Source organism: Roseivirga sp. AWQ4_251, from assembly GCF_056158225.1.
In genome coordinates this window covers 855,653-874,445 of record NZ_JBSWSW010000002.1, presented here as the reverse complement: position 1 = coordinate 874,445, position 18,793 = coordinate 855,653, and the positions used below count along the sequence as shown (strand labels likewise).

Here is an 18,793-nt window from a genome sequence, read left to right as displayed (position 1 = left end):
GAGTGTGAAATCTAAAACTCAAGCAGGTAATAACTCTAAATTCGTACTTAAAAAAACGATGAGTTCACTCTTTTTTAGAGTGTTTGGGTTGTTCAGTGGAGTGATTTTCACCTGGTTGGTAGCCAAGTATTTTGGAGCTACGGGCTTAGGAATTATGTCCATAAACATGTCTGTACTTTACCTTACTGTCATATTTTTGAAAGTAGGGTTAGATAGTCATGCGGTATCAGAAGTTGCTAGAATGGTTTCCAATAATGAGCATTCTAATATTTCAGGGTATTACAGAAAGCTGGTTTTATTGAACCTTCTTGGTGCGGCTCTTGGAACCATATTGATTTACTTTGCCAGCCCCTTATTAGCGAACCTGCTCGACTTAGACGAAAAGTCGAATTTTCTGAAAACGACTTCTTTCTTCTTCGCTCCTTTGATGATTTTGCACCTGAATTCTGGTGTTTTAAGAGGGTTTAAACAGATTATGACCTATTCGTTTTTTCTGAACGGAGCTGCTTCATTTGTTGGGCTTTTTGTACTCATTCCTTTGTTGAGCAGTGGGAGTGATGCCCGATTACCTCTGTTTTCGCAATACATTGCCATTTCGGTTTTGGCCATTATTTCTTGCTTGTTGGTATTCAAGTATGTTAACCCTTTAACCAAATCTACATTTCAAAAAAACAGTAAATCCATTTTGATAGAAAGCTGGCCAATGATGGTTTCGGATGCTTCTAGCCCTTTATGGAATTGGGGAGGTGTTTTTCTAGTAGGTTTGTTTGCTCCATTAAGCGCGGTAGGGGCTTATCAAGTTTTATCTAAAATAACCGCCTTTATTGGAATCCCTTTAAGGTCAATCAATTCAATTATGGCTCCTGTTTTTTCTGAACATAGAGCGCAAAATAATTCGACTGGTATTTCTGAAGCCATTGTTAAAAACTCCCAGCTTTCTGCTTTTATGGCTCTGCCTTTAATGCTTTTTGTAGTTCTGTTTTCAAAATTTGTATTGGGTTTCTTCAATGTAGATTTTGTACAGTATTGGATGCTTTTATGCCTTTTAGCTTTGGTTACTTATGAAAATGTCTGTCATGGTTCAATGACGGTCATTTTAATGATGACGGGTCATCAAAAACTCCAGAGTAGGTTAAGTATGATATCCTTGGTAGTTTTTATAGTTCTGATGTTGGTTTTGTCTGTTCCTTTTGGAATCTACGGGTCAGTTGTTGCCTTAGGAGGGGCAATTGTAGTCAGAAATCTCCTAGTGGCCAGTCAGGTTAAACGTCTTTTTGGAACCTATCCCTTTGCTTTTGCTCATAAAATTTCTTTTGAACATTTATCCTTTAAACGATGAAGAAAGGTAATCCACCTATAATTGTTATCGGAATGCACCGGTCTGGGACCACGCTGCTTACGGAAATACTCCAACAATGGGGTGTTTTTATGGGGAAGAAGATGTTCAAGAACCGTGAAGCTATTTTCTTTCAAGACATCAATAAATGGTTGCTTTTTCAAGCCAGTTCAACATGGGATAGACCCAATACCTTTCAGGATATAAATCCAGAATTCATTCCGGCAGCGTCTAGAGCTATAAAATGGCAACTAAAAAATTATAAGAGATATGAGTTTCTAGGGCTTTCTGGAGCAATTAAACATTCTTCCGTTGAGCAATTGAAGCAGCCTTGGGGCTGGAAGGATCCCGTAAATAGCATTACCCTTAACCTTTGGATGGAGCTTTTTCCCGAAGCAAAAATCATCAACATTGTGCGAAATCCTGTGGATGTTGCTGCGAGCCTTAAGTTTAGGGAAGAAAAGAGAATTGAGCAGTATAGTAAACGGAAGGAACTTACTGTAAAGGAGAAGAGAATGCAAAAAAGGCCTGTTTACGGGCAGTCCTACAGAGTTCTCAACATAGAAGAAGGCATCGACCTAGCAATTGAGTATATGAAACTCAATCAAAAGCATTGTGAGCGATATAAAGAGCAGTCGGTTACCTTAGTCTACGAGCAATTGATGGCTAAACCTGAACAAGAGCTTCAAAAGATAATTGACTTGACAGGTCTTAGCATAACCAAGCTAATGCTTGAAAATTCGGTTAACACTATTGATAGCAAAGGAGCTTACAAGTTTGTAGAAAATGTAGAGCTATTAGAAGTGTTCCATAAAAAACAGTTGAATCTCTTTTTTGAAGAGTTCGGATTTGATCAACCCTAACCACAACATACCTTGATTTCTAAAGACAACCTCATCTTAATTTTTGGCTCCATCAATGCGAATGTCAATGATAGGAGCATGAGCCGACAAGAGATAAATACTTTGCAGTTTCTCGACTTTGATTTAGAAGTGAAACATACCGATTTGTTCAGCAGTTGGGGAGAGCTTGGCCTTAGTTCAATGGTTTTTTTACCTGAAAACCCAAATGCTTTTTTCATCACTTCCGGAAGAGATATTGTTCTCATAGATACTTCAGGAGAAGGTAGTATCAGTCCCGTTTCTATTCCAAAGCTTCGTGGTGTTCATGAAATATCGATTATTGATGGAACATTATGGATTTCGAACACTTACTATGATGAAGTAATCGCTTATGACTATAAGCAGGGCGAAGTAGTTCAACGGCTAAAACTTTCACCTGGAAAAATCGATGAAATTGATGAAAGCTCTATCGATGCTAATGATGAAATTAGAGTTAACAAATTCCACTGTAATCAGATTTTTGAAGGGTATAACGGTAAGGAATATTTGCTTGTGCATCATGTTACGGGAGAGCAAATTGTAAAAAGAGTAGCGCAGAAATTGATCAAGTCGCAAGGAGGAGGAGGAATTCTCAGCGTGGATATGGAGGAGCAGCATAAACTTAAAATGAAAGCTCCTCATTCTGTAAGAAGAGTTTTGGGAAACTATTGGGTTTTTGATAGTGGTCATGGCGACCTGAATATTTACGATCAGGATTGGCAATCGGTAAATAGCATTGTTCTAAACGGTTGGGGAAGAGGAGGCTGTTTGGATGAAGGAACTAACCACTTTTTCGCTGGCATATCTTCTCCAAGAAGACGCTATTTCAAGTTTTTAGATAACGAAGAACAAAAGAAAAACAGAGTTCTCTCAATTGATGCCAACAGCCAACAAATAGTGAAAGAATGGGAGCTGAATAATGTTGAGCAAGTAAATAACCTATACAGCGTGCCTAAAACGTTTTTAGATGCACTCTATAAAATGGCGGATAAAATAGACAGTTATGAGCCCATCTAAAAAGGTGAATCTTTTTTTGGTGGGAGCAGCTAAGGCAGGTACAACGGCACTTCAAAAAAACTTGAGTGAGCACCCTGAAATCTATTTTTCACCAATAAAGGAACCGCATTTTTTTTCATCAGATATTCAGCCGAGCAATTTCAGAAAGGAATTTGCCATTCGGGTAGATTTCGACCTAAAAAAATACCTTTCTCAAAAACCTCTTAAAAGTCATCATCAAGCTTTTATCAGGGATATTGCCCAATATGAAATGCTTTTTGAAGAGGCTGAAAGTGAAAAAATAATAGCTGAAGCTTCAGCATCTTATCTCTGGTCCGAAGTGGCTGCTCAACGTATTTTTGAATACAATCCCAAAGCAAAAATCCTTATTGTTTTGAGAAACCCAATCGAGCGTGCCTTTTCGCATTATCTCATGGATCATAGAATGGGTTTTGAAGAGAATTCGTTTGTGGAGGCTATTGAAGAGGATTTGATCAAACCTCGCTTTTGGGGAAATGCGAATCTATATGTTGATTTAGGTTTGTATGCGGCTCAAGTGAAGAGATATATGGATACTTTCCCTCCAGAGCAGCTAATGATCATCTTCCATGAAGAGTTAAAAACAGATCCCAAGGTGCTTTCCGACAAACTCACTAAATTTTTGGATATAGAAGATAGTGATAAGTTCGATTTATCACAAAAGCACAACGCTGCCAAATTGCCAAAAAATGGAATGGTGGGCAAGTTGATTAATAGTTCAGCTATACAGGGCATAAAATCAAATAAGTTCGTTCAGGCTTTGGCTCCAAAAATCTCAAATTTGGTTTTCAAAAAGGCCGATCTTCCAGAATTGGAAGACTTGGAGAGAGAAGCCGCTTATGAGTATTTTAAAGAAGACATAAGACAGTTAGAGGGTTTGATCCTTAAGGAATTAACTCACTGGAAACCTTAATATGGAATTGAATATTACTATGCCTTCCAATTTTTTCATAATCGGTGTTCACAGATCGGGCTCAACATCCATGTTTCGATATTTGGAAGCACATGATCAGATTAACGGCTGCGTAAAAAAAGAGCTTCACTATTTCACCAAAGGTATTTATGATGGCCATTTTGAACTGGATAGGAATGCTTATTCGAGCTTTTTTCCAGAGCAAGAGGGGATAAAAATGGAAGCGAGTCCTAGCTATCTATACGGAGGTAAGCGATTAGCCGAATTTTTAAAAAGTAACTTCCCAAATTCAAAACTGCTTATAATCCTTCGAAATCCTGTAGATAGATTTTTCTCGTTTTATCATCATTATAATGCTCGAATAGCTCCAAATGAAAGGCTAGAAATAGAAGAGTTTATTGCTCAATCTAAGAAGGAATATCACTCTGGAGAACTTGTAGATAACGCACTCAATAGAGGGGTTCGCGAAGGTGTATATATAAATTATATAAAGGAATGGTTTGAGGTTTTTGGAGAAGATTTGAAACTGGTTTTCTTTGAAGAATTTATATCCCGACCTAAGGAGATTACTCAACAGGTCTACAATTTCTTAAATATCGATTCGAGTGTTGCTGAAGAAATTGATTTCGATCAACACAACAATACTCGCGAAGGTAAGCTCTTCTTTTTGCATAAAATAGCTATGAATTTTAATGCCCGCTTCGAAGTGTTTTTCAGGAATAACCCGAAGCTAAAATCCGCTTTAAGGTCGGTTTATGGGGCTTTAAATGAAAAGAAAGTGGAGAGCGCAAAAACGGAAAATGTACAGTCGGAATTAGAAGAGTTTTATGCGCCATTCAATGCTGAATTGGGTCAATTTCTAGATCAAATAGATCATCCAAAACCAAATTGGGTAAAATGATAAATGCGGCTGTTGATATTGTTTTGGTGAATTACAATGGAGCCGAAGATACCATTGAATGCATTGAAAGCTTGATGCAAATGAACCATCAGAATTTTAGAATTCTGGTTGTGGAAAATGGGTCAACAGACGATTCTAAAGCTGTTTTAACAGAATATACAATTGCCAATTCTGGAGAGGTTCTTCATCCAGAACAATTGCCTGATCATCTAGCGGAGGAGAGACTTATTTTAATGCTTTCTGAAGAAAATAGAGGTTTTGCGGCTGGAAACAATATCGCTATGCGTTTTTCGCAGCAGTCGGCTTTTGCGGATTATGTATGGCTATTGAATAACGATACCAAGGTTGATCAGGAAGCCTTAACAGCCTTGATTAATACGCATGTATCCAAAAGCAAAGAAGGTTTTAAAGTTGGGGTTTTGGGTTCAAAAGTTTTGTTCTACGATCAGCCCGAAATGATTCAAACCATTGGAGGTTATTTAGATTTAAAGGTTGCAAAGGTTAAGCTATTGGGTTCGGGTGAAATTGATTCTGGCCAATACGATGGATACGATAAAGAATTCGATATGGTGTTGGGAGCATCGATGTTCGTTAGCATGGATTTTCTTAGCGAAGTGGGGCTTCTGAACGAAGAGTATTTTCTTTATTTTGAAGAATTGGATTGGTCAATCAGGGCAAAAATGATGAGCTTTTGTACGCTTTGTGCTACTTCCAGTGTCGTTTTTCATAAGCAGGGAAGAGCAACCAAAAATAGTTTTCAGAGCAAAGGGAAAAGTGAATTTGCCATGTTCTATCAGTTTTCTAACCTGATTCGTTTTTACCAAAAATTCTATCCGAAGCAAGCTTACAGAGCCAAATTGAGGGTTTTGATAAGACTTTCGAAATTTGCACTAGCAGGAGAACTTAATTTTTGGAGAATGTTCAATCGAGTATTTCTGAAACATGAATAGACCCCAAGCAAATTTATTTATAGTAGGGGCAGCGAAATGTGGCACTACTTTTTTGGCGGATTATCTAAGTCAGCATTCAAGGGTGCAAATGATGGAAATGAAAGAACCCAATTTTTTTAGCTATCAGGTTTTGCAAGAAAAGGGCCTTTATTATAATACAGACGATGTTAAAACGCTTGAGAATTATCAACGCCTACTTGCTCCCAACGATAAGGCCTTATATTATGGCGAAGCTAGCGTTTCATATCTTCCATATGCCCAGGTCGCAGAAAATATTCATGACTACAACCCTGAAGCAAAAATCATAATACTCTTAAGAAACCCAGCGGATAGAGCGTTTTCACATTATAAAATGGATAAGCGTTTGGGCTTGGTGTCCGAAAGTTTCGACAAAATCATTAATAAAACTTCTAATCATAGAGAGCTGGCGAAGTACTATCACCAATATGTTGAATTGGGCCTTTATGCGGCTCAGGTTGAATCTTACATTAATGTTTTTGGGAAAGAAAATGTATTTGTGGCCTTGAATCAGAATAACATGGAAGAAGTAATCCCAAGAGTTTTGAAGTTTTTGGAGCTTGATAGCGAGCCAATTGTTCAGCCTAGATCCAATGAAGCCATAGCTTTTAAGAATGCTTTTCTTTCTAAAATCTACAAGAACGCTTCTTTAAGAAGGAAATTAAAGAGGGTGGTTCCTTTGAGTTTGGCAAAGAAGTTCACCGAAGAAGATGAGCAAATGCCAACAGAGGCTAAGCGTGATTTGGAATTCTTTTATAAGACTGATTTTGAACAAGCAAAAAAATATTTGAGGATATGAGGGCGGTCAGTATAGTAGATTTTGTTGGGGTAAAAGGAGGACATCATTATTATAGTTTATGTCTTCTAGATGCGTTCGAAGCTAAAGGAATTAAAACTTTTTACTTTTCTAATTTGGAGAATAATGAGTTTTCCAGAGCGGAGTGTGTAAAAGTATTTAGCAGAGATATTAAGCGCGACTTTGCTGGTTTAAAGGAGCTTTTTCAAGCAACGCTTAAGAGCATTAGAATAGCAAAAAAGAATGGAGTGAAGACACAAATCTATCATGTTTTTGAGGCTTCATTGATCAACTGTTTCGTGCTCTTTTTATTCAAGATTTATGGCTTTAAATCCATTGTGATTGTTCATGATGTGAACTCTTTCGACATTCAAGAAAAGGGCTTTTTGAAGCAATTGCAGTACAATCGTTTATCGGATGAAATCATTGTTCATAACCAATTTTGTTACGATCTGATAAAGAAGGGAATGCCTACGCTGAAAACTCCTGTACATATTATCGCTCATGGAGGACATTTTCAGGTGATTAATCCACTGGAAAAGACTGAAGCCCGCAGCAAGTTGAAGCTTGACCAGCATAAAACCTATTTTCTGTTTTTTGGACAAATCAGAAAATCAAAAGGATTAGATGTTCTTCTCGAAGCATTTCCTGAGCTTGAAAATGTAGAGCTTATTATAGCAGGGAAACCATGGAGAGATGATTTTTCCGAGTATCAGGCCATTATTGATAGAAGAGGAATTGGGAAAAACATTTTGTCGATCATTAGATATATTGAAGAAGAAGAGAAGGATTTGTTCTATAGCGCTGCAGATTTTGTGGTTTTGCCTTATAAAGAAATCTACCAAAGTGGTGTACTGTTGATGTCTATGAGCTATGGCCGAGCAGTGATCGCATCTGATTTAAAACCCAATAAGGAGCTAATTCAGCATGGAGTGAATGGACTATTATTTAAAGAAGGGAATCCTGATGACTTAGCTCGGGTTATTCAAGAAAACGCAAATGCTACCGATGCAGAAAGATTAGGCGATCAGGCTAAAATAACCATTGAAACTGATTTTGACTGGTTTAAAATAGCCGACAATTATCTGCCTCTTATTTAAATATTTCCAAAGCTTTTTGGTACGATTCAGGTGTACCAATATCAATGAATGTTCCTTTAGAAGTGACTGTACTGATTGGCAGTTCACCTGCCATTTTGTTCAAAAAATCATATTCAAATGAAAAGGCATCTGCTTCCAAAAAGGGCAATATTTTATTTCTGTCTAAAGCGTAAACACCGCCATTAATAAGGCCTTTGCCTGTTTTTCCTTTCTCATTGAAATTTGAAATCATTCGATTTTCATCAATAGAAACAGAGCCAAATCTTGAAATATCGTCCATTTCTTTTAAGGCCAACTGGGCTACACTTTCATAAGAAAGAAAGTGTTTATAGAATTGATGGAGCTTTACCTCAAAAAAGGAATCGCCATTCATTACTAATATGTGATTGGAATTACACTTGCTCAACGCTTTTTTAATAGCTCCCCCTGTTCCAAGCGGTTGGTCTTCAAAACTATATTCCAGAACTACGTTTTCGTGTTGATCGCCATAGTGCTCTGTGATTTTTTCGTGCATATAGCCCACAGAAAGCACTACCTTTTTTATGCCAAACATCTGAAGATAGTTCAGCAGAATGGTCAAAAAGGGCACTTCATGAATGGGCGCCATGGGCTTAGGTCGGTCACTTAGCACAGAACTTAGTCTGGTGCCCTTACCTCCTGCAATGATTATAGCTTCTTCGAACATGGCATCAGTATTTTTGCTTCCAACTCTTAACTCCTGACTTTACAAATGTGAAGGGTTTTACATAGCCCCCCATGGATTCTAAAGTTTCAATTACGGCATATCGAGTATTTTCTGGGCAGAATAAAAACATGAAACCACCACCTCCTGCGCCTGAAATTTTGCCACCGGAAGCTCCGACCGCAATTGCCTTTTCCATAGCTTGTTGAATAGTTGGGGTAGAAATTCCTTGGGCCATTGCCTTTTTTGCTTCCCAACCTCTTTTTAGAATTTCACCAATTTGGTTTACCTCTCCTTGAATCAGCGCATCCTTCATGTTCAAAGCCTGAGACTTGAGGGCATGCATAGCATCAATGGACGAGTTTTTCTGGTTGTTTACGTTGTCTATTTGTTCTTTGATAATCACCGATGAAGAACGACTGCTATTGGTGAAATACAAAACCAAATTATGCTGCAATTCTTGCAAAACGCTCTTTTTAACTATAATCGGATTTACAAGTACCCGATTATGGTCATAAAATTCCATAAGGTTTATGCCTCCGTAGGTTGCCGCATATTGGTCTTGCTTACCTCCAGAAATGCCTAAGTCTTCTCTTTCAATCTCATATGCCGATCGGGCAATATCTAGAGTAGAAAGAGGAAGCTTATAAAATTCGGCTAATACGCTTACCAGAGCCACGGTGCAAGTGGATGATGAACCAAGTCCTGAACCAACTGGAGCATCGCTATGAATGGTGATTTCGATAGGCTTTTCAACAAAATTAAATCTCCTTCTCAGATTAAGATAAGTAGCTTTGACAAGTTCTAATGGGCCATCTGTTGAAATGCTAGTGTCATTTAAGCCATAAGTTTCTATGTGGTTTTGGTTGATGGCATTAAAAACGATTGTGTCTCCCTTTTTTGGTATGATTGAAGCCGTTGCAAACATGTTTATGGTAGCGTTAACCACCGCTCCATTATAAATATCAGAGTAAGGACTTACATCGGTTCCGCCTCCGGCAAGACCGAGCCTCAGAGGGGCAGAAGCTCTAAAAATGGTTTTCGACATAGAACAATTCGGTTGTGCAATTTGACTAGGTTATGGTTGAATGACTTTAGGAAATAAAGTCTGCTCAAAGTAAAAATAATGTTTTTGGGTAAGAGATGGAAACGAACTTTATGGACATGCGAACATAATTCCAATGGCTTCAAAATCCTTTTTGCTAAAGTCCTATATTGCTTAACCGAAAGGGTTTTACCCTCTTTATGAAGACGAAGACCAGAAAGATTCTTTACAAATTAGTTATTACAATTCTTGTTTTTGGAATAGGGATTGTGCTGGCCGAGGGCGTGGTTAGGTACTATTGGTTCGGAATGAATGGCTTTTCTTACGTTAAAATGAATTCATTTAAACCTATTGGAGCAGGTTCTGGCCTTATTGAAAAGGCAAAAACCGAAGGCTTGTCGTGGGAGCTAAAACCTAATTTGGACACAGTCTTCAAATTCTCTCATTTTTCTACCAATAGTGTAGGTATGCGCGACAGGGAATATGAGCAAAACAAGCCAGAGAACACGAAGCGGGTTGCAGTTATAGGAGACTCATTCGCCATGGGCACAGGAGTGAGTGATGAAGAGACATATCCTAAGCAACTGGAATTACTTCTCAATAAAAATGGAGCAAGTTCAAAAGTTGAAGTACTCAACTTTGGTGTGGGAGGCTATAGCTTGGTGGACTATGACATTGTATTGAAAACAAAGGTTTTGAAGTATGAACCTGATTTAATAATTCTGGGCTTTTGCGGAGAAAATGATTTTTCGGTTCCTGAAAGTCTGGGTATGAGTGAAGAAGAACGACAGGAATCATTAACCAAGGCAGAAGAAAGAGGGCGCAGAGACTTATTTTATATGTCTTATTTAGAAAAGGAAATTAAGAAGGCAAGAATAGCTCGGAAGAATAGCAAGAGAGGTGAGTTTAGCCCAGATTTGGCACAAGCATGGACAGCAGGTGACGAAGCATATGTGGAGGATTTTTTGGGGAGAATAAGCAAAGAAACACATGTTCAGAATATTCCAATTGTGGTAGCATATTATTCATTGTTGCCAGATAATGGTCTAATCGATAAAGTAAAACGTATTGCCTTATCAAATGACTTGGCTTTTGTTGACGCAACTTTGGGAATGAAAAACAAAGAGCCAGAAGAAATGATGTTTCACCCGTTGGATGGACATCCGAATGTTGAAACACATCAGGTTTATGCAAGGAATATTTTTGAATTTATTAAATCACAGAAGCTTCTTGAACCAAGAGCCGATGAGTAGCTTAGTTTTCTAAAAAATTGAGCTTGTTATTTTTTGAATCAAGTATTTCTTTTTTGATGTTATATGCTGTTCAACTCTATTAATTTTTTGTTCTTTTTTCTGGTGGTAATTACCGGATATTTTTTGTTAGGCAAAAAGCTAAGGTGGATTTGGCTTTTGGCAGCGAGCTACTTTTTTTATGGATTTTGGGATTGGAGATATTTGATATTAATCATTTTCTCTACTTCCATAGATTACTTTGCGGCAATCAAGATTGACCAAACGGATTCCCAAAAACTGCGAAAATTCTATCTACTATTAAGCGTTTGTTTTAACCTGGGTATACTTTTCCTTTTTAAATATTTCAACTTTTTTATTGAATCAGCAGAAGCTTTAACACAAGCAATTGGCTGGTATATGCCAAAGGTTTATCTCAGGCTTTTGCTTCCTGTGGGCATTTCATTTTATACCCTACAAAGTATGAGTTACACGATTGATGTGCATCGAAGGAAAATATCTTCAGAGCCTCATTTCGGCATTTTTTCATTGTATGTAGCGTTCTGGCCTCAATTGGTTGCTGGACCTATTGAACAAGCAGGCAAACTTCTTCCTCAGCTCAAAAATTTAAAGGGATTCGATTATGTAAATGTCCGGCAGGGGCTTGTTTTTATTGCAGGTGGCCTGTTCAAGAAAATGGTGATTGCAGACCGTTTAGGGATTTATGTAGATCAGGTTTATGCAAATTATGAGCAGGCTCACGGACTTTCTGTTACTTTGGCAGCATTATTTTTTGCCTTTCAAGTGTATTTGGATTTTTCAGCGTATTCTGAAATTGCTATTGGCTGCGCGAAAATTATGAATGTAGAATTAACCACTAATTTCCGGAGACCATTTTTAGCATCAACCCCAACCGATTTTTGGAGTTGTTGGCATTTTACTTTGACACGCTGGTTTAGAGATTATTTATATATCGCATTAGGGGGGAGCAGAAAAGGCAGAATCAGACAAGCCATTAATGTTATGGTCGTGTTTTTAGTGAGTGGCTTATGGCATGGTGCTGCTTGGCATTTTATTATTTGGGGTGTTTTAAGTGGTATTTATCTGCTATTGTTAAACCCAGTTTTAGAAAGGTCTAGCTATTCTCTAATGCGCCAAGTGATTCAGGGCTTTCTGCTTTTACTCGTTTTCGCTTTTGTAGTTATCTTCTTCAGAGCTCCATCTGTAACACAAGCCACTGAAATGATTGCGAACTTAGGTTTTGGTTATACTTCTGATGTTTACTCTTTTGGACTTTGGCATTCAGAGTTTTGGTTTTCTGTAATCCTTTTAGTTGGGCTCTATGTTTTTGAAATTGTTCAAGAAAGAAGAAATGTTTTACAGCTGTTTTTTAAGCAACATTTTTTGGTGCGTTGGTCGGTGTATTTCAGCCTGACATTAGGCATAATTTACTTTGGAGTATATGGCGAAGCCGTTAGAGATAGTGCATTTATTTACTTTCAGTTTTGATGGTTATGAAGCCTAAAAATTTTGTCATTAAAATCTGTCTAATTACTGTGGTGGTCGTAACGGCTTTGTCTATCACAGATCAGTTGGACATTTTTCAGCCTGATGATCGGTTGGCTCCAGCAATAAGGGTATGGGATGGTTTCTATGAATTTGCAGAAGACCATGAAGTTGATATTCTCATTGTAGGCAATTCCAAAGTTCATTATGGAATAAGACCTAAGGTTTTGAGTGTTAATCTAAAAGCAAATGTTTATTCCATTGGAGCGGGTGGGACTCGCTTGGGAGAAACCTATTTTAGCTTGGTTGAGGCTTTTAAGGTTAGCCTGCCTAAGCTGGTGGTGGTAGAAACTTTTGCTGCTACGAATTTCGATTATCACCGCCTTAATGCAGGCCAGCTTTCTAATCAGTTTAAAAGTTTTGGAGCAAGGAGAGATGTGCAGTCAAAATTTCTTTCAACTCCAGAGTTGTTCACACCAAATAATTATTTCTACGCGTGGTCGGCAACCTTAAGAAACCATCATAATATTTTTGGAGTAGATTCATCCTTATATAAGAATAACATCCCTGATCAAATTGAGGCTCCATATTTAGGAGAGGCTTTTCAACAAATGCGACCTTTGACAAAAGAGACACTTCAAATGTATAAAACCAATGGGGCGGCTTATAATATGGCTAATCAAGTACCGAGCAAATCGGCAATTGATTACCTAAGAAAAATAGATAAACTATGTAGAGAGAATGGAGTGGAACTGATGTTCCTAACAATTCCAATGTATCCCGATCATCTTTTAGGTTATGATGTTAGAAGGGATAGCCTAAACAAAGTATTAAACCTATTTAATAGACCATGGCTCAATTTGCAAGAACCTTTCGACTCGCTTTTATTCTCTCCTGATTGTTTCGAAGATGTTTATGATGGTCCTCAACATTTAACTTACAAAGGAGCGACAGTCTGCTCTTATAAGCTCTCAGAATTTATTTCCGATAATATTGAAATGAATTGGCCAGACCGCTCTCAAATGGAAAATTGGAGAGACTTGTTCTATGGTAAGGAAGGATATTTTAAAGTTTTCCCTCCTAAGGTTGAGGATTAAAAATAAGACCCGTAACGCCTGTTTTACTTAATAACAGGATTGTATAATCTACTCTTTGTGGTCTTTTCTCTTTGTGGCAACCACATAGAAAATTGTGGCAATCACGAAAACTCCAATTAAAATACCCCAAATCAAATTTGGGTTTTGTGATAGAAAATCTTGCTTGTCAGGGTCGTTAGGTTTGTAGATAGACTTTTGAAAGAAGAGTATAAGACTTAAGGAGAATGAGGTTCCAGTGAGAGTGGAATTGTATAAAGATGACATGTTATTCTTGCTTTTTTTGTTTGTAGTTCAAACTTCTCTTTAGAACAACAAGAGCACTCACCTAAGGTTTAGATTCATAGGGCTTACATGTGGAAAGCCCTTCAATGGATTTAGAAGGGCATTTCACAAAGAGTAGAGCGGAAATAAATTCTTAACTGAAAGAGACGGCCGTTCCGCTAGCCGTTACCATCAGCATGCTGCCGTTGTGCCCAACGGTTTCATAATCCAAATCAATGCCCACTACTGCATTGGCGCCAATCGATTGAGCGGCATATTCTAATTCCTTCATGGCGTGTTGTTTGGCCTCACGAAGAACTCTTTCGTAAGATCCAGATCTGCCACCAACTAAGTCGGTTATGCTGGCAAAAATATCTTTAAATAAGTTGGCACCTATAATTGCTTCTCCAGTAATTACACCGTGGTATGTATTGATTTGATGTCCTTCAATTGTGGGGGTTGTTGTTAAAAGCATTTGAGTTTATTTGAGTGTTAAACAATTGTGCAAATGCACAACAATGCTTTCGTCAATTGTAGATGTGAAGTTTTCTTTAACGGATGAACGGCTTTGGAAATCTACTGATCGGGTTTTGAATCAGCTTAGCTTGGTGGTAAGCTCTTGAGCTTCTTTGTACTTGAACTGCCCTTTTTCAATCATATGTAGAGTTTTTAGGGCTTTGTCAGATTCTCCGTTTTGCCAGTAGCTTAAGGCTAAATACCAGCGCGTTTGTTCATAATACATGTTGCTGGGCTCGACACCAATGGTTACGAAATAATGGATAGCGTCAACAAAGTTTTGGCTTCCTAATGCACTTACCCCAGCATAAAATTTTAATTCATTATTGAGAGAATCAGCTGGAATAGCCTCAAACAACTGGAATGCTTCTTCATATTTGTGCAATGAATACTTTTCTATAGCCCGTTGATAGAATGGCTCTTCTTCTCCTCTGAAAGTAACTAGCTGATCAAAATGTGTGAAGTAGTCTTCCAGTTCAGGTTCTTGTTTTGATTGCCAAACAAGAAAAGACAAGACAGCGATCAGAATAAAAGTGGCAGCAATCGCAACAATTCTTTGCCATGGAATAATTCTTCCTTTGGAAGAAAAACCATCATGTGCCTTTTTCAACTCACTTTCAAAACCAATTGCTTCAAGTTGAATGATCAGTTCTTGGTAGTCGTGTATGGCTTTTTCTAACTCAGCAGCATTGGGAATGCCTCCATCTGAGCACAATACCTGATCTGCACTGATTTTTCCTTCAATGTATAGATCTAATAACCTTATATCTATATCGTTATTCATCTCAGTGCTAGATCTTATTTTTATTGTTTTGTATTAATCTAATCAATTTTTGGATGTATTCACGCCTCAAGTTGTGCGATGCTTCTTCATTTTCCAAATTATATTTCTTGCAGATTTCTGAAACAGGTAGCTTTTTAAAGTAAAAGTCTACGAGAAAACTCTCACACTCACCTCCAATTTGTTTTAAATAAACCTTGATTTGCTCATTTGATGCTTGAATGAACAGCTCAGAAGAGCTGTTTGTAGTCAATTTAGAAAGGTTCGAATTGGAAGAGTTGTCCAAATGTTGTTGCCAAGCTTCTTCAGAATATTGAAAAATATATTGACCGATGGATATGCTTGGATCAAACTTTCCTTTTTTCACCGTAAGAAAGAGCTTGACCAAGCTAGCTTGAAATATTTCTGCAGCCTTCGCTTCTGATCCACCTTCCTTTAGAATAAAATCCTTCACATCTGGATAATGCGCGCTATAAAGCTCTTGGATAGCTTGATTAAAAGGCTTGAGTTTGCCAGTAAGAATTTCAACGATTTGTTTGTCTGAAAAGCTCACTTTTTTCTATTCAAAGAAGACTGAGATTATGGAACAATGATTTACAAAAGCATTGCAAAGAAAGGGGTTTAAATGTCATTTGAAAGAATATTCTAGGTGAAAGTAAAGGATATAATGAAAAATCAAACAATAATTTTTCTGCTGATTGTCATATTATTGAATACCTTAATTTAGGTACTAAGCTCTAAAGTTATTCTTCAAATTTGTTTGTGGTTATTTAAGTACTTCAGTGGCTTTTATCGGCTTATGAGCTTGTTTTCTTCTCCCAATAATCAGAGAAATAAGCACTAGAATGATTAATAAGGGGATTGCATAGGCCTTAATTCCATTTCTTTTCTCCAGCACAATGGGTTCGGGGTCGCCAATGAGGATATAGTTTCCCCAGTAGAAAGGGCTTTCTGTAAGGTTGTCGGCCTCACTGAGGTACTGTATTTTGGCCTGCCTGAGGGCCTCGGCCTTGTCCATTCCTTTCTCTAGGTTTCCGTAAAATAACCTAGAAATTTTGGAACCCGAGATGTCGTTTACCTTCCACAGCGTAGTGACGATAGCGGGAACCCCGGCAATGGCAAAGCCCCTTGCAATGCTGAAGGTACCTTCTCCCTCGCTTACCTTTCCGATGCCCGTTTCACAGGCGCTGAGCACGGCCAGCTTTGACCGCAGGTCAGTGCTGTAAAGGTCCGATGCGGTGAGGTTATAGTCATCTTCCCCGTTGAAAACGAGCGAGGACCTGAAACGGTCGGAGGGGTCGCTCTTGCCGTGCACGGCCAAGTGGATGATGTCGTACTGGCCTGCTTCTTTCAGGAATTTCTGTTTTGTACCGCTGTTTCCCATGAAGTAGCTGCCCCTGAACCTGGAGCTAAGGAACTCGATCTCCTTCATTGCGCCCGGCAGCCCGCCCATGGTGGCCCTTTCGTCCGTGATCCCCTCGCCCACGTATCCGAACCCGAGTATCCCTTTTCCTTCCTTTTGCCCTTCGTCCTGAAAATTGGCCATTGATGAGAACAGGTGGTTCACACTGGCCCTTTTCAACAGGAAGTCCACCTCTTTGAAAGACTGCTCTTTTCCCGTTGAGCTTTTTGCCAGCAGGCCGAAGGGCAGGAGTGCCAGTTTTTCATCGGGCACTACGGTTATGGCCTCAAAGCCACCGAGCTGCTCTTCCAGCCCGGCCAGTAGCCTTTGGTACAGGTATGCCGCTGTTTTGGCGAACTTCTTTGGTACGGGGCCCTGTTGTGATGAGGCCATGGCAAGCATGCTGTCCAGTGCACTGTTGAAAAGGGAGTCCTTTTTGATCTTTTCGAATGCCGTTCTTTTTTCCGACACGGCCACAGCGTACATTACCGAATCTGCATCGAGGAACTCCACAAAGGCCTTCTTTCCCGAAAGGCGGAACCGTTTCCTGATGTCTCCAACGGAAATGTCCTCCTCTTGGACAGGGGCCAGGCTGGCAATCGATTTTTTGATGTTTTTGAGCGAATCGGCCCATTTGACCTGAAGGTCGAGAGCCTCTGGCAGTTCCTCGGTCATTATGTTGAGGGAAAGCAGCTTGTTTACCCGATCTTCCAGACTGTCAGCTTTTTGGCTTGCCGAAACGAAGGCCTGCCTTAGTTCAATGGGCAGGTTTTGGTTTCTTAGTGCCCCTAGGTCCCCTGCCTGCTCAAGGAAGAGCTGGGCCTTCCCCCTGGACATGTGGGTCAGCGCCCTGTCGATGTACTTTTCGTCCTTTGTTGCCCTGTAGAGCTCAAGTGAGGCAGCAGTACCTGCGGAATAAAGCCCTTTGAAGTCTTCACCGGATACTATTTTCCCTTTTTGCGTCAGGTATTTGTTCTTGTTCTGTTTGATAAGCCTGTGGGTCTGCTCGGCATAATTTTCAGCGGCCATAAGAAGTGAGGTGTCCAAAGTGTTAGTGATGGCCGAAAAGAAAAGGCTTTGAGCTTTGTGTTTTAGAATTGAAAGTTCTTCATTGGAAAACTCGTGGGATTCGGTAGAAGGGAAAGATTCGATAGGGGTATTGTATCCAATGATCCCGTGGCGAAGAGCAGAATCAGACATGATGAGGGAGTTTTTCCAATCTTTTTGTTTACTGAAATACTCTCCTAGGGCATAAAAAGCAAACTGAAATTCATGGTTTGAGTAGGATATTCTTTCATGAAGCCCATTTATTGATTTATCAAAGTATCGTTGAGCAAAGTCAAATTTTTCCAAATAGGAATAGCAGACCGCAATATTACCTTCTATTATATGTGAAAACAGAAGGATATCGTCCGTATCGGATGCTTCCAGAGATAGGTCATGTGCTTTTTGAAAATAATAAAGAGCGGTTTCATACTCCAAATCTTTAGTGTAAAGAGCACCCAATAAGTTGTTGAAAAATGACATAAATGGAATGTTTTCGGGAGATACCTTAAAGCTGTTGATTAGGTCAATACCCATTTTTGTATGCCCTTGATGAAATAAGATTTTGCAAACATTAAAAAAGGATGTGTACAGATTTTCTTCTGAAACCTCATCTAGGTTTATTTGAGCATATCTATATGCTTGGACAGCATAATTCAAGGCTCTCACATCATCGCCTTGTTGGTGGTAGATGGTATAGGAATCTTGTAAGAATTGAAGCTTCTTATCTGGCGATAGTTTTTTTGAACCGAAGTTCATGACCTTGTTCAAGTTATTGTGGATTGTATCATAGGGGCCTTCCGAATATATGTAGGCATAAAGTTTATATTCGATAATAGAAAATAGCAAGGTAGAGTCGAAGGAAGAAGCTCTATTGTGAAAGTTTTGTGCAGAATCAAAATAAGTCCTTGCACTGAAGTAGGTGCGTGTCCTATGATCAATAACCCCTCTTCTAAAGAATACCTTTGAGAGCAGGATATGGTCTTTGGGCAGTTTTTGTTTTGCCAAAACAATGGCGCTGTCCATCAACTGTATGGCCTCTTGGTTGCGCCCCCTTAGCCGGAGTACGTTCCCTTTTTTTTCCATGGCAAATACTGCCTTTTCAAAATCATTTTGCCCGATAGCGTTTGAAATGATCTCGGAGTATGCAGAAAGGGAGGCTTCGTATTGCTTTTCCCGGTAGAGTTCTACCGCTTTTTCCAGTTCGGGCGATGAGTATTCGTATTTTGTTTTTTGGGCAATGAGTGCAGTCCCGTGTACGAGAAAAATAAAAAGAAAGAGCCTAAGGCGCATAGCTTGA

Annotated in this window: 18 protein-coding genes; 11 read left to right on the top strand and 7 right to left on the bottom strand. The window is 39.0% G+C overall.

Annotated features, from left to right (window positions below):
• Positions 1-58: 58 nt before the first annotated feature.
• The 8 genes from ACXACJ_RS18030 (at position 59) to ACXACJ_RS17995 (ending at position 7,930) form a co-directional block, all read left to right on the top strand.
• A complete protein-coding gene (locus ACXACJ_RS18030; protein WP_475135811.1) occupies positions 59-1,339 on the top strand; it encodes an oligosaccharide flippase family protein in 1,281 nt (426 codons plus the stop codon).
• On the top strand, positions 1,336-2,199 hold the full coding sequence (locus ACXACJ_RS18025; RefSeq protein ID WP_475135810.1) for a sulfotransferase: 864 nt from the start codon (positions 1,336-1,338) through the stop codon (positions 2,197-2,199). The genes ACXACJ_RS18030 and ACXACJ_RS18025 overlap by 4 nt, the downstream gene beginning before the upstream one ends.
• Positions 2,200-2,277: 78 nt before the next feature.
• Positions 2,278-3,234 (top strand): DUF4915 domain-containing protein, encoded by a 957-nt coding sequence (locus tag ACXACJ_RS18020; protein ID WP_475135809.1) that lies wholly within the window; start codon positions 2,278-2,280, stop codon positions 3,232-3,234.
• A complete protein-coding gene (locus tag ACXACJ_RS18015; protein ID WP_475135808.1) occupies positions 3,221-4,165 on the top strand; it encodes a sulfotransferase domain-containing protein in 945 nt (314 codons plus the stop codon). The genes ACXACJ_RS18020 and ACXACJ_RS18015 overlap by 14 nt, the downstream gene beginning before the upstream one ends.
• 1 nt (position 4,166) lies before the next feature.
• The gene (locus tag ACXACJ_RS18010; protein ID WP_475135807.1) at positions 4,167-5,066 is read left to right on the top strand and encodes a sulfotransferase family protein; all 900 of its coding nucleotides are present in this window, start codon (positions 4,167-4,169) and stop codon (positions 5,064-5,066) included.
• Positions 5,063-6,016 (top strand): glycosyltransferase family 2 protein, encoded by a 954-nt coding sequence (locus ACXACJ_RS18005; RefSeq protein WP_475135806.1) that lies wholly within the window; start codon positions 5,063-5,065, stop codon positions 6,014-6,016. Before ACXACJ_RS18010 ends, ACXACJ_RS18005 begins: the two co-directional genes overlap by 4 nt.
• A complete protein-coding gene (locus ACXACJ_RS18000; protein WP_475135805.1) occupies positions 6,009-6,833 on the top strand; it encodes a sulfotransferase family protein in 825 nt (274 codons plus the stop codon). The genes ACXACJ_RS18005 and ACXACJ_RS18000 overlap by 8 nt, the downstream gene beginning before the upstream one ends.
• Positions 6,830-7,930 carry a glycosyltransferase family 4 protein gene (locus tag ACXACJ_RS17995; RefSeq protein WP_475135804.1) on the top strand — a complete coding sequence of 367 codons (1,101 nt, stop codon included), beginning with the start codon at positions 6,830-6,832 and terminating at the stop codon, positions 7,928-7,930. The genes ACXACJ_RS18000 and ACXACJ_RS17995 overlap by 4 nt, the downstream gene beginning before the upstream one ends.
• On the opposite strand, the gene ACXACJ_RS17990 is transcribed toward ACXACJ_RS17995, so the two are convergent.
• Positions 7,923-8,615 (bottom strand): nucleotidyltransferase family protein, encoded by a 693-nt coding sequence (locus ACXACJ_RS17990; RefSeq protein WP_475135803.1) that lies wholly within the window; start codon positions 8,613-8,615, stop codon positions 7,923-7,925. The genes ACXACJ_RS17995 and ACXACJ_RS17990 overlap by 8 nt on opposite strands.
• 4 nt (positions 8,616-8,619) lie before the next feature.
• A complete protein-coding gene (locus ACXACJ_RS17985) occupies positions 8,620-9,660 on the bottom strand; it encodes a GHMP family kinase ATP-binding protein (RefSeq protein ID WP_475135802.1) in 1,041 nt (346 codons plus the stop codon).
• A gap of 197 nt (positions 9,661-9,857) precedes the next feature.
• Here ACXACJ_RS17985 and ACXACJ_RS17980 point away from each other — a divergent pair, with 197 nt between their 5' ends.
• The 3 genes from ACXACJ_RS17980 (at position 9,858) to ACXACJ_RS17970 (ending at position 13,489) form a co-directional block, all read left to right on the top strand.
• Positions 9,858-10,910: an SGNH/GDSL hydrolase family protein gene (locus tag ACXACJ_RS17980; RefSeq protein ID WP_475135801.1), complete on the top strand. Its 1,053-nt coding sequence runs from the start codon at positions 9,858-9,860 to the stop codon at positions 10,908-10,910.
• A gap of 396 nt (positions 10,911-11,306) precedes the next feature.
• Positions 11,307-12,395 (top strand): MBOAT family O-acyltransferase, encoded by a 1,089-nt coding sequence (locus ACXACJ_RS17975; protein WP_475135800.1) that lies wholly within the window; start codon positions 11,307-11,309, stop codon positions 12,393-12,395.
• Positions 12,396-12,400: 5 nt separating this feature from the next.
• Positions 12,401-13,489: a hypothetical protein gene (locus ACXACJ_RS17970; RefSeq protein WP_475135799.1), complete on the top strand. Its 1,089-nt coding sequence runs from the start codon at positions 12,401-12,403 to the stop codon at positions 13,487-13,489.
• 48 nt (positions 13,490-13,537) lie between these two features.
• On the opposite strand, the gene ACXACJ_RS17965 is transcribed toward ACXACJ_RS17970, so the two are convergent.
• The 5 genes from ACXACJ_RS17965 to ACXACJ_RS17945 all read right to left on the bottom strand — a co-directional run bounded on the left by ACXACJ_RS17965 (position 13,538) and on the right by ACXACJ_RS17945 (position 18,786).
• Positions 13,538-13,753, bottom strand: a complete 216-nt coding sequence (locus ACXACJ_RS17965) for a hypothetical protein (protein WP_475135798.1) — start codon at positions 13,751-13,753, stop codon at positions 13,538-13,540.
• A gap of 151 nt (positions 13,754-13,904) precedes the next feature.
• Positions 13,905-14,225 (bottom strand): heavy metal-binding domain-containing protein, encoded by a 321-nt coding sequence (locus ACXACJ_RS17960; protein ID WP_475135797.1) that lies wholly within the window; start codon positions 14,223-14,225, stop codon positions 13,905-13,907.
• Positions 14,226-14,345: 120 nt separating this feature from the next.
• Entirely contained in the window at positions 14,346-15,050 is a 705-nt protein-coding gene (locus ACXACJ_RS17955) for a tetratricopeptide repeat protein (RefSeq protein WP_475135796.1), read from the bottom strand.
• A gap of 7 nt (positions 15,051-15,057) precedes the next feature.
• Positions 15,058-15,600 carry a sigma-70 RNA polymerase sigma factor region 4 domain-containing protein gene (locus tag ACXACJ_RS17950; RefSeq protein ID WP_475135795.1) on the bottom strand — a complete coding sequence of 181 codons (543 nt, stop codon included), beginning with the start codon at positions 15,598-15,600 and terminating at the stop codon, positions 15,058-15,060.
• Between the two features lie 213 nt (positions 15,601-15,813).
• Entirely contained in the window at positions 15,814-18,786 is a 2,973-nt protein-coding gene (locus ACXACJ_RS17945; RefSeq protein WP_475135794.1) for a CHAT domain-containing protein, read from the bottom strand.
• Between the last annotated feature and the right edge of the window lie 7 nt (positions 18,787-18,793).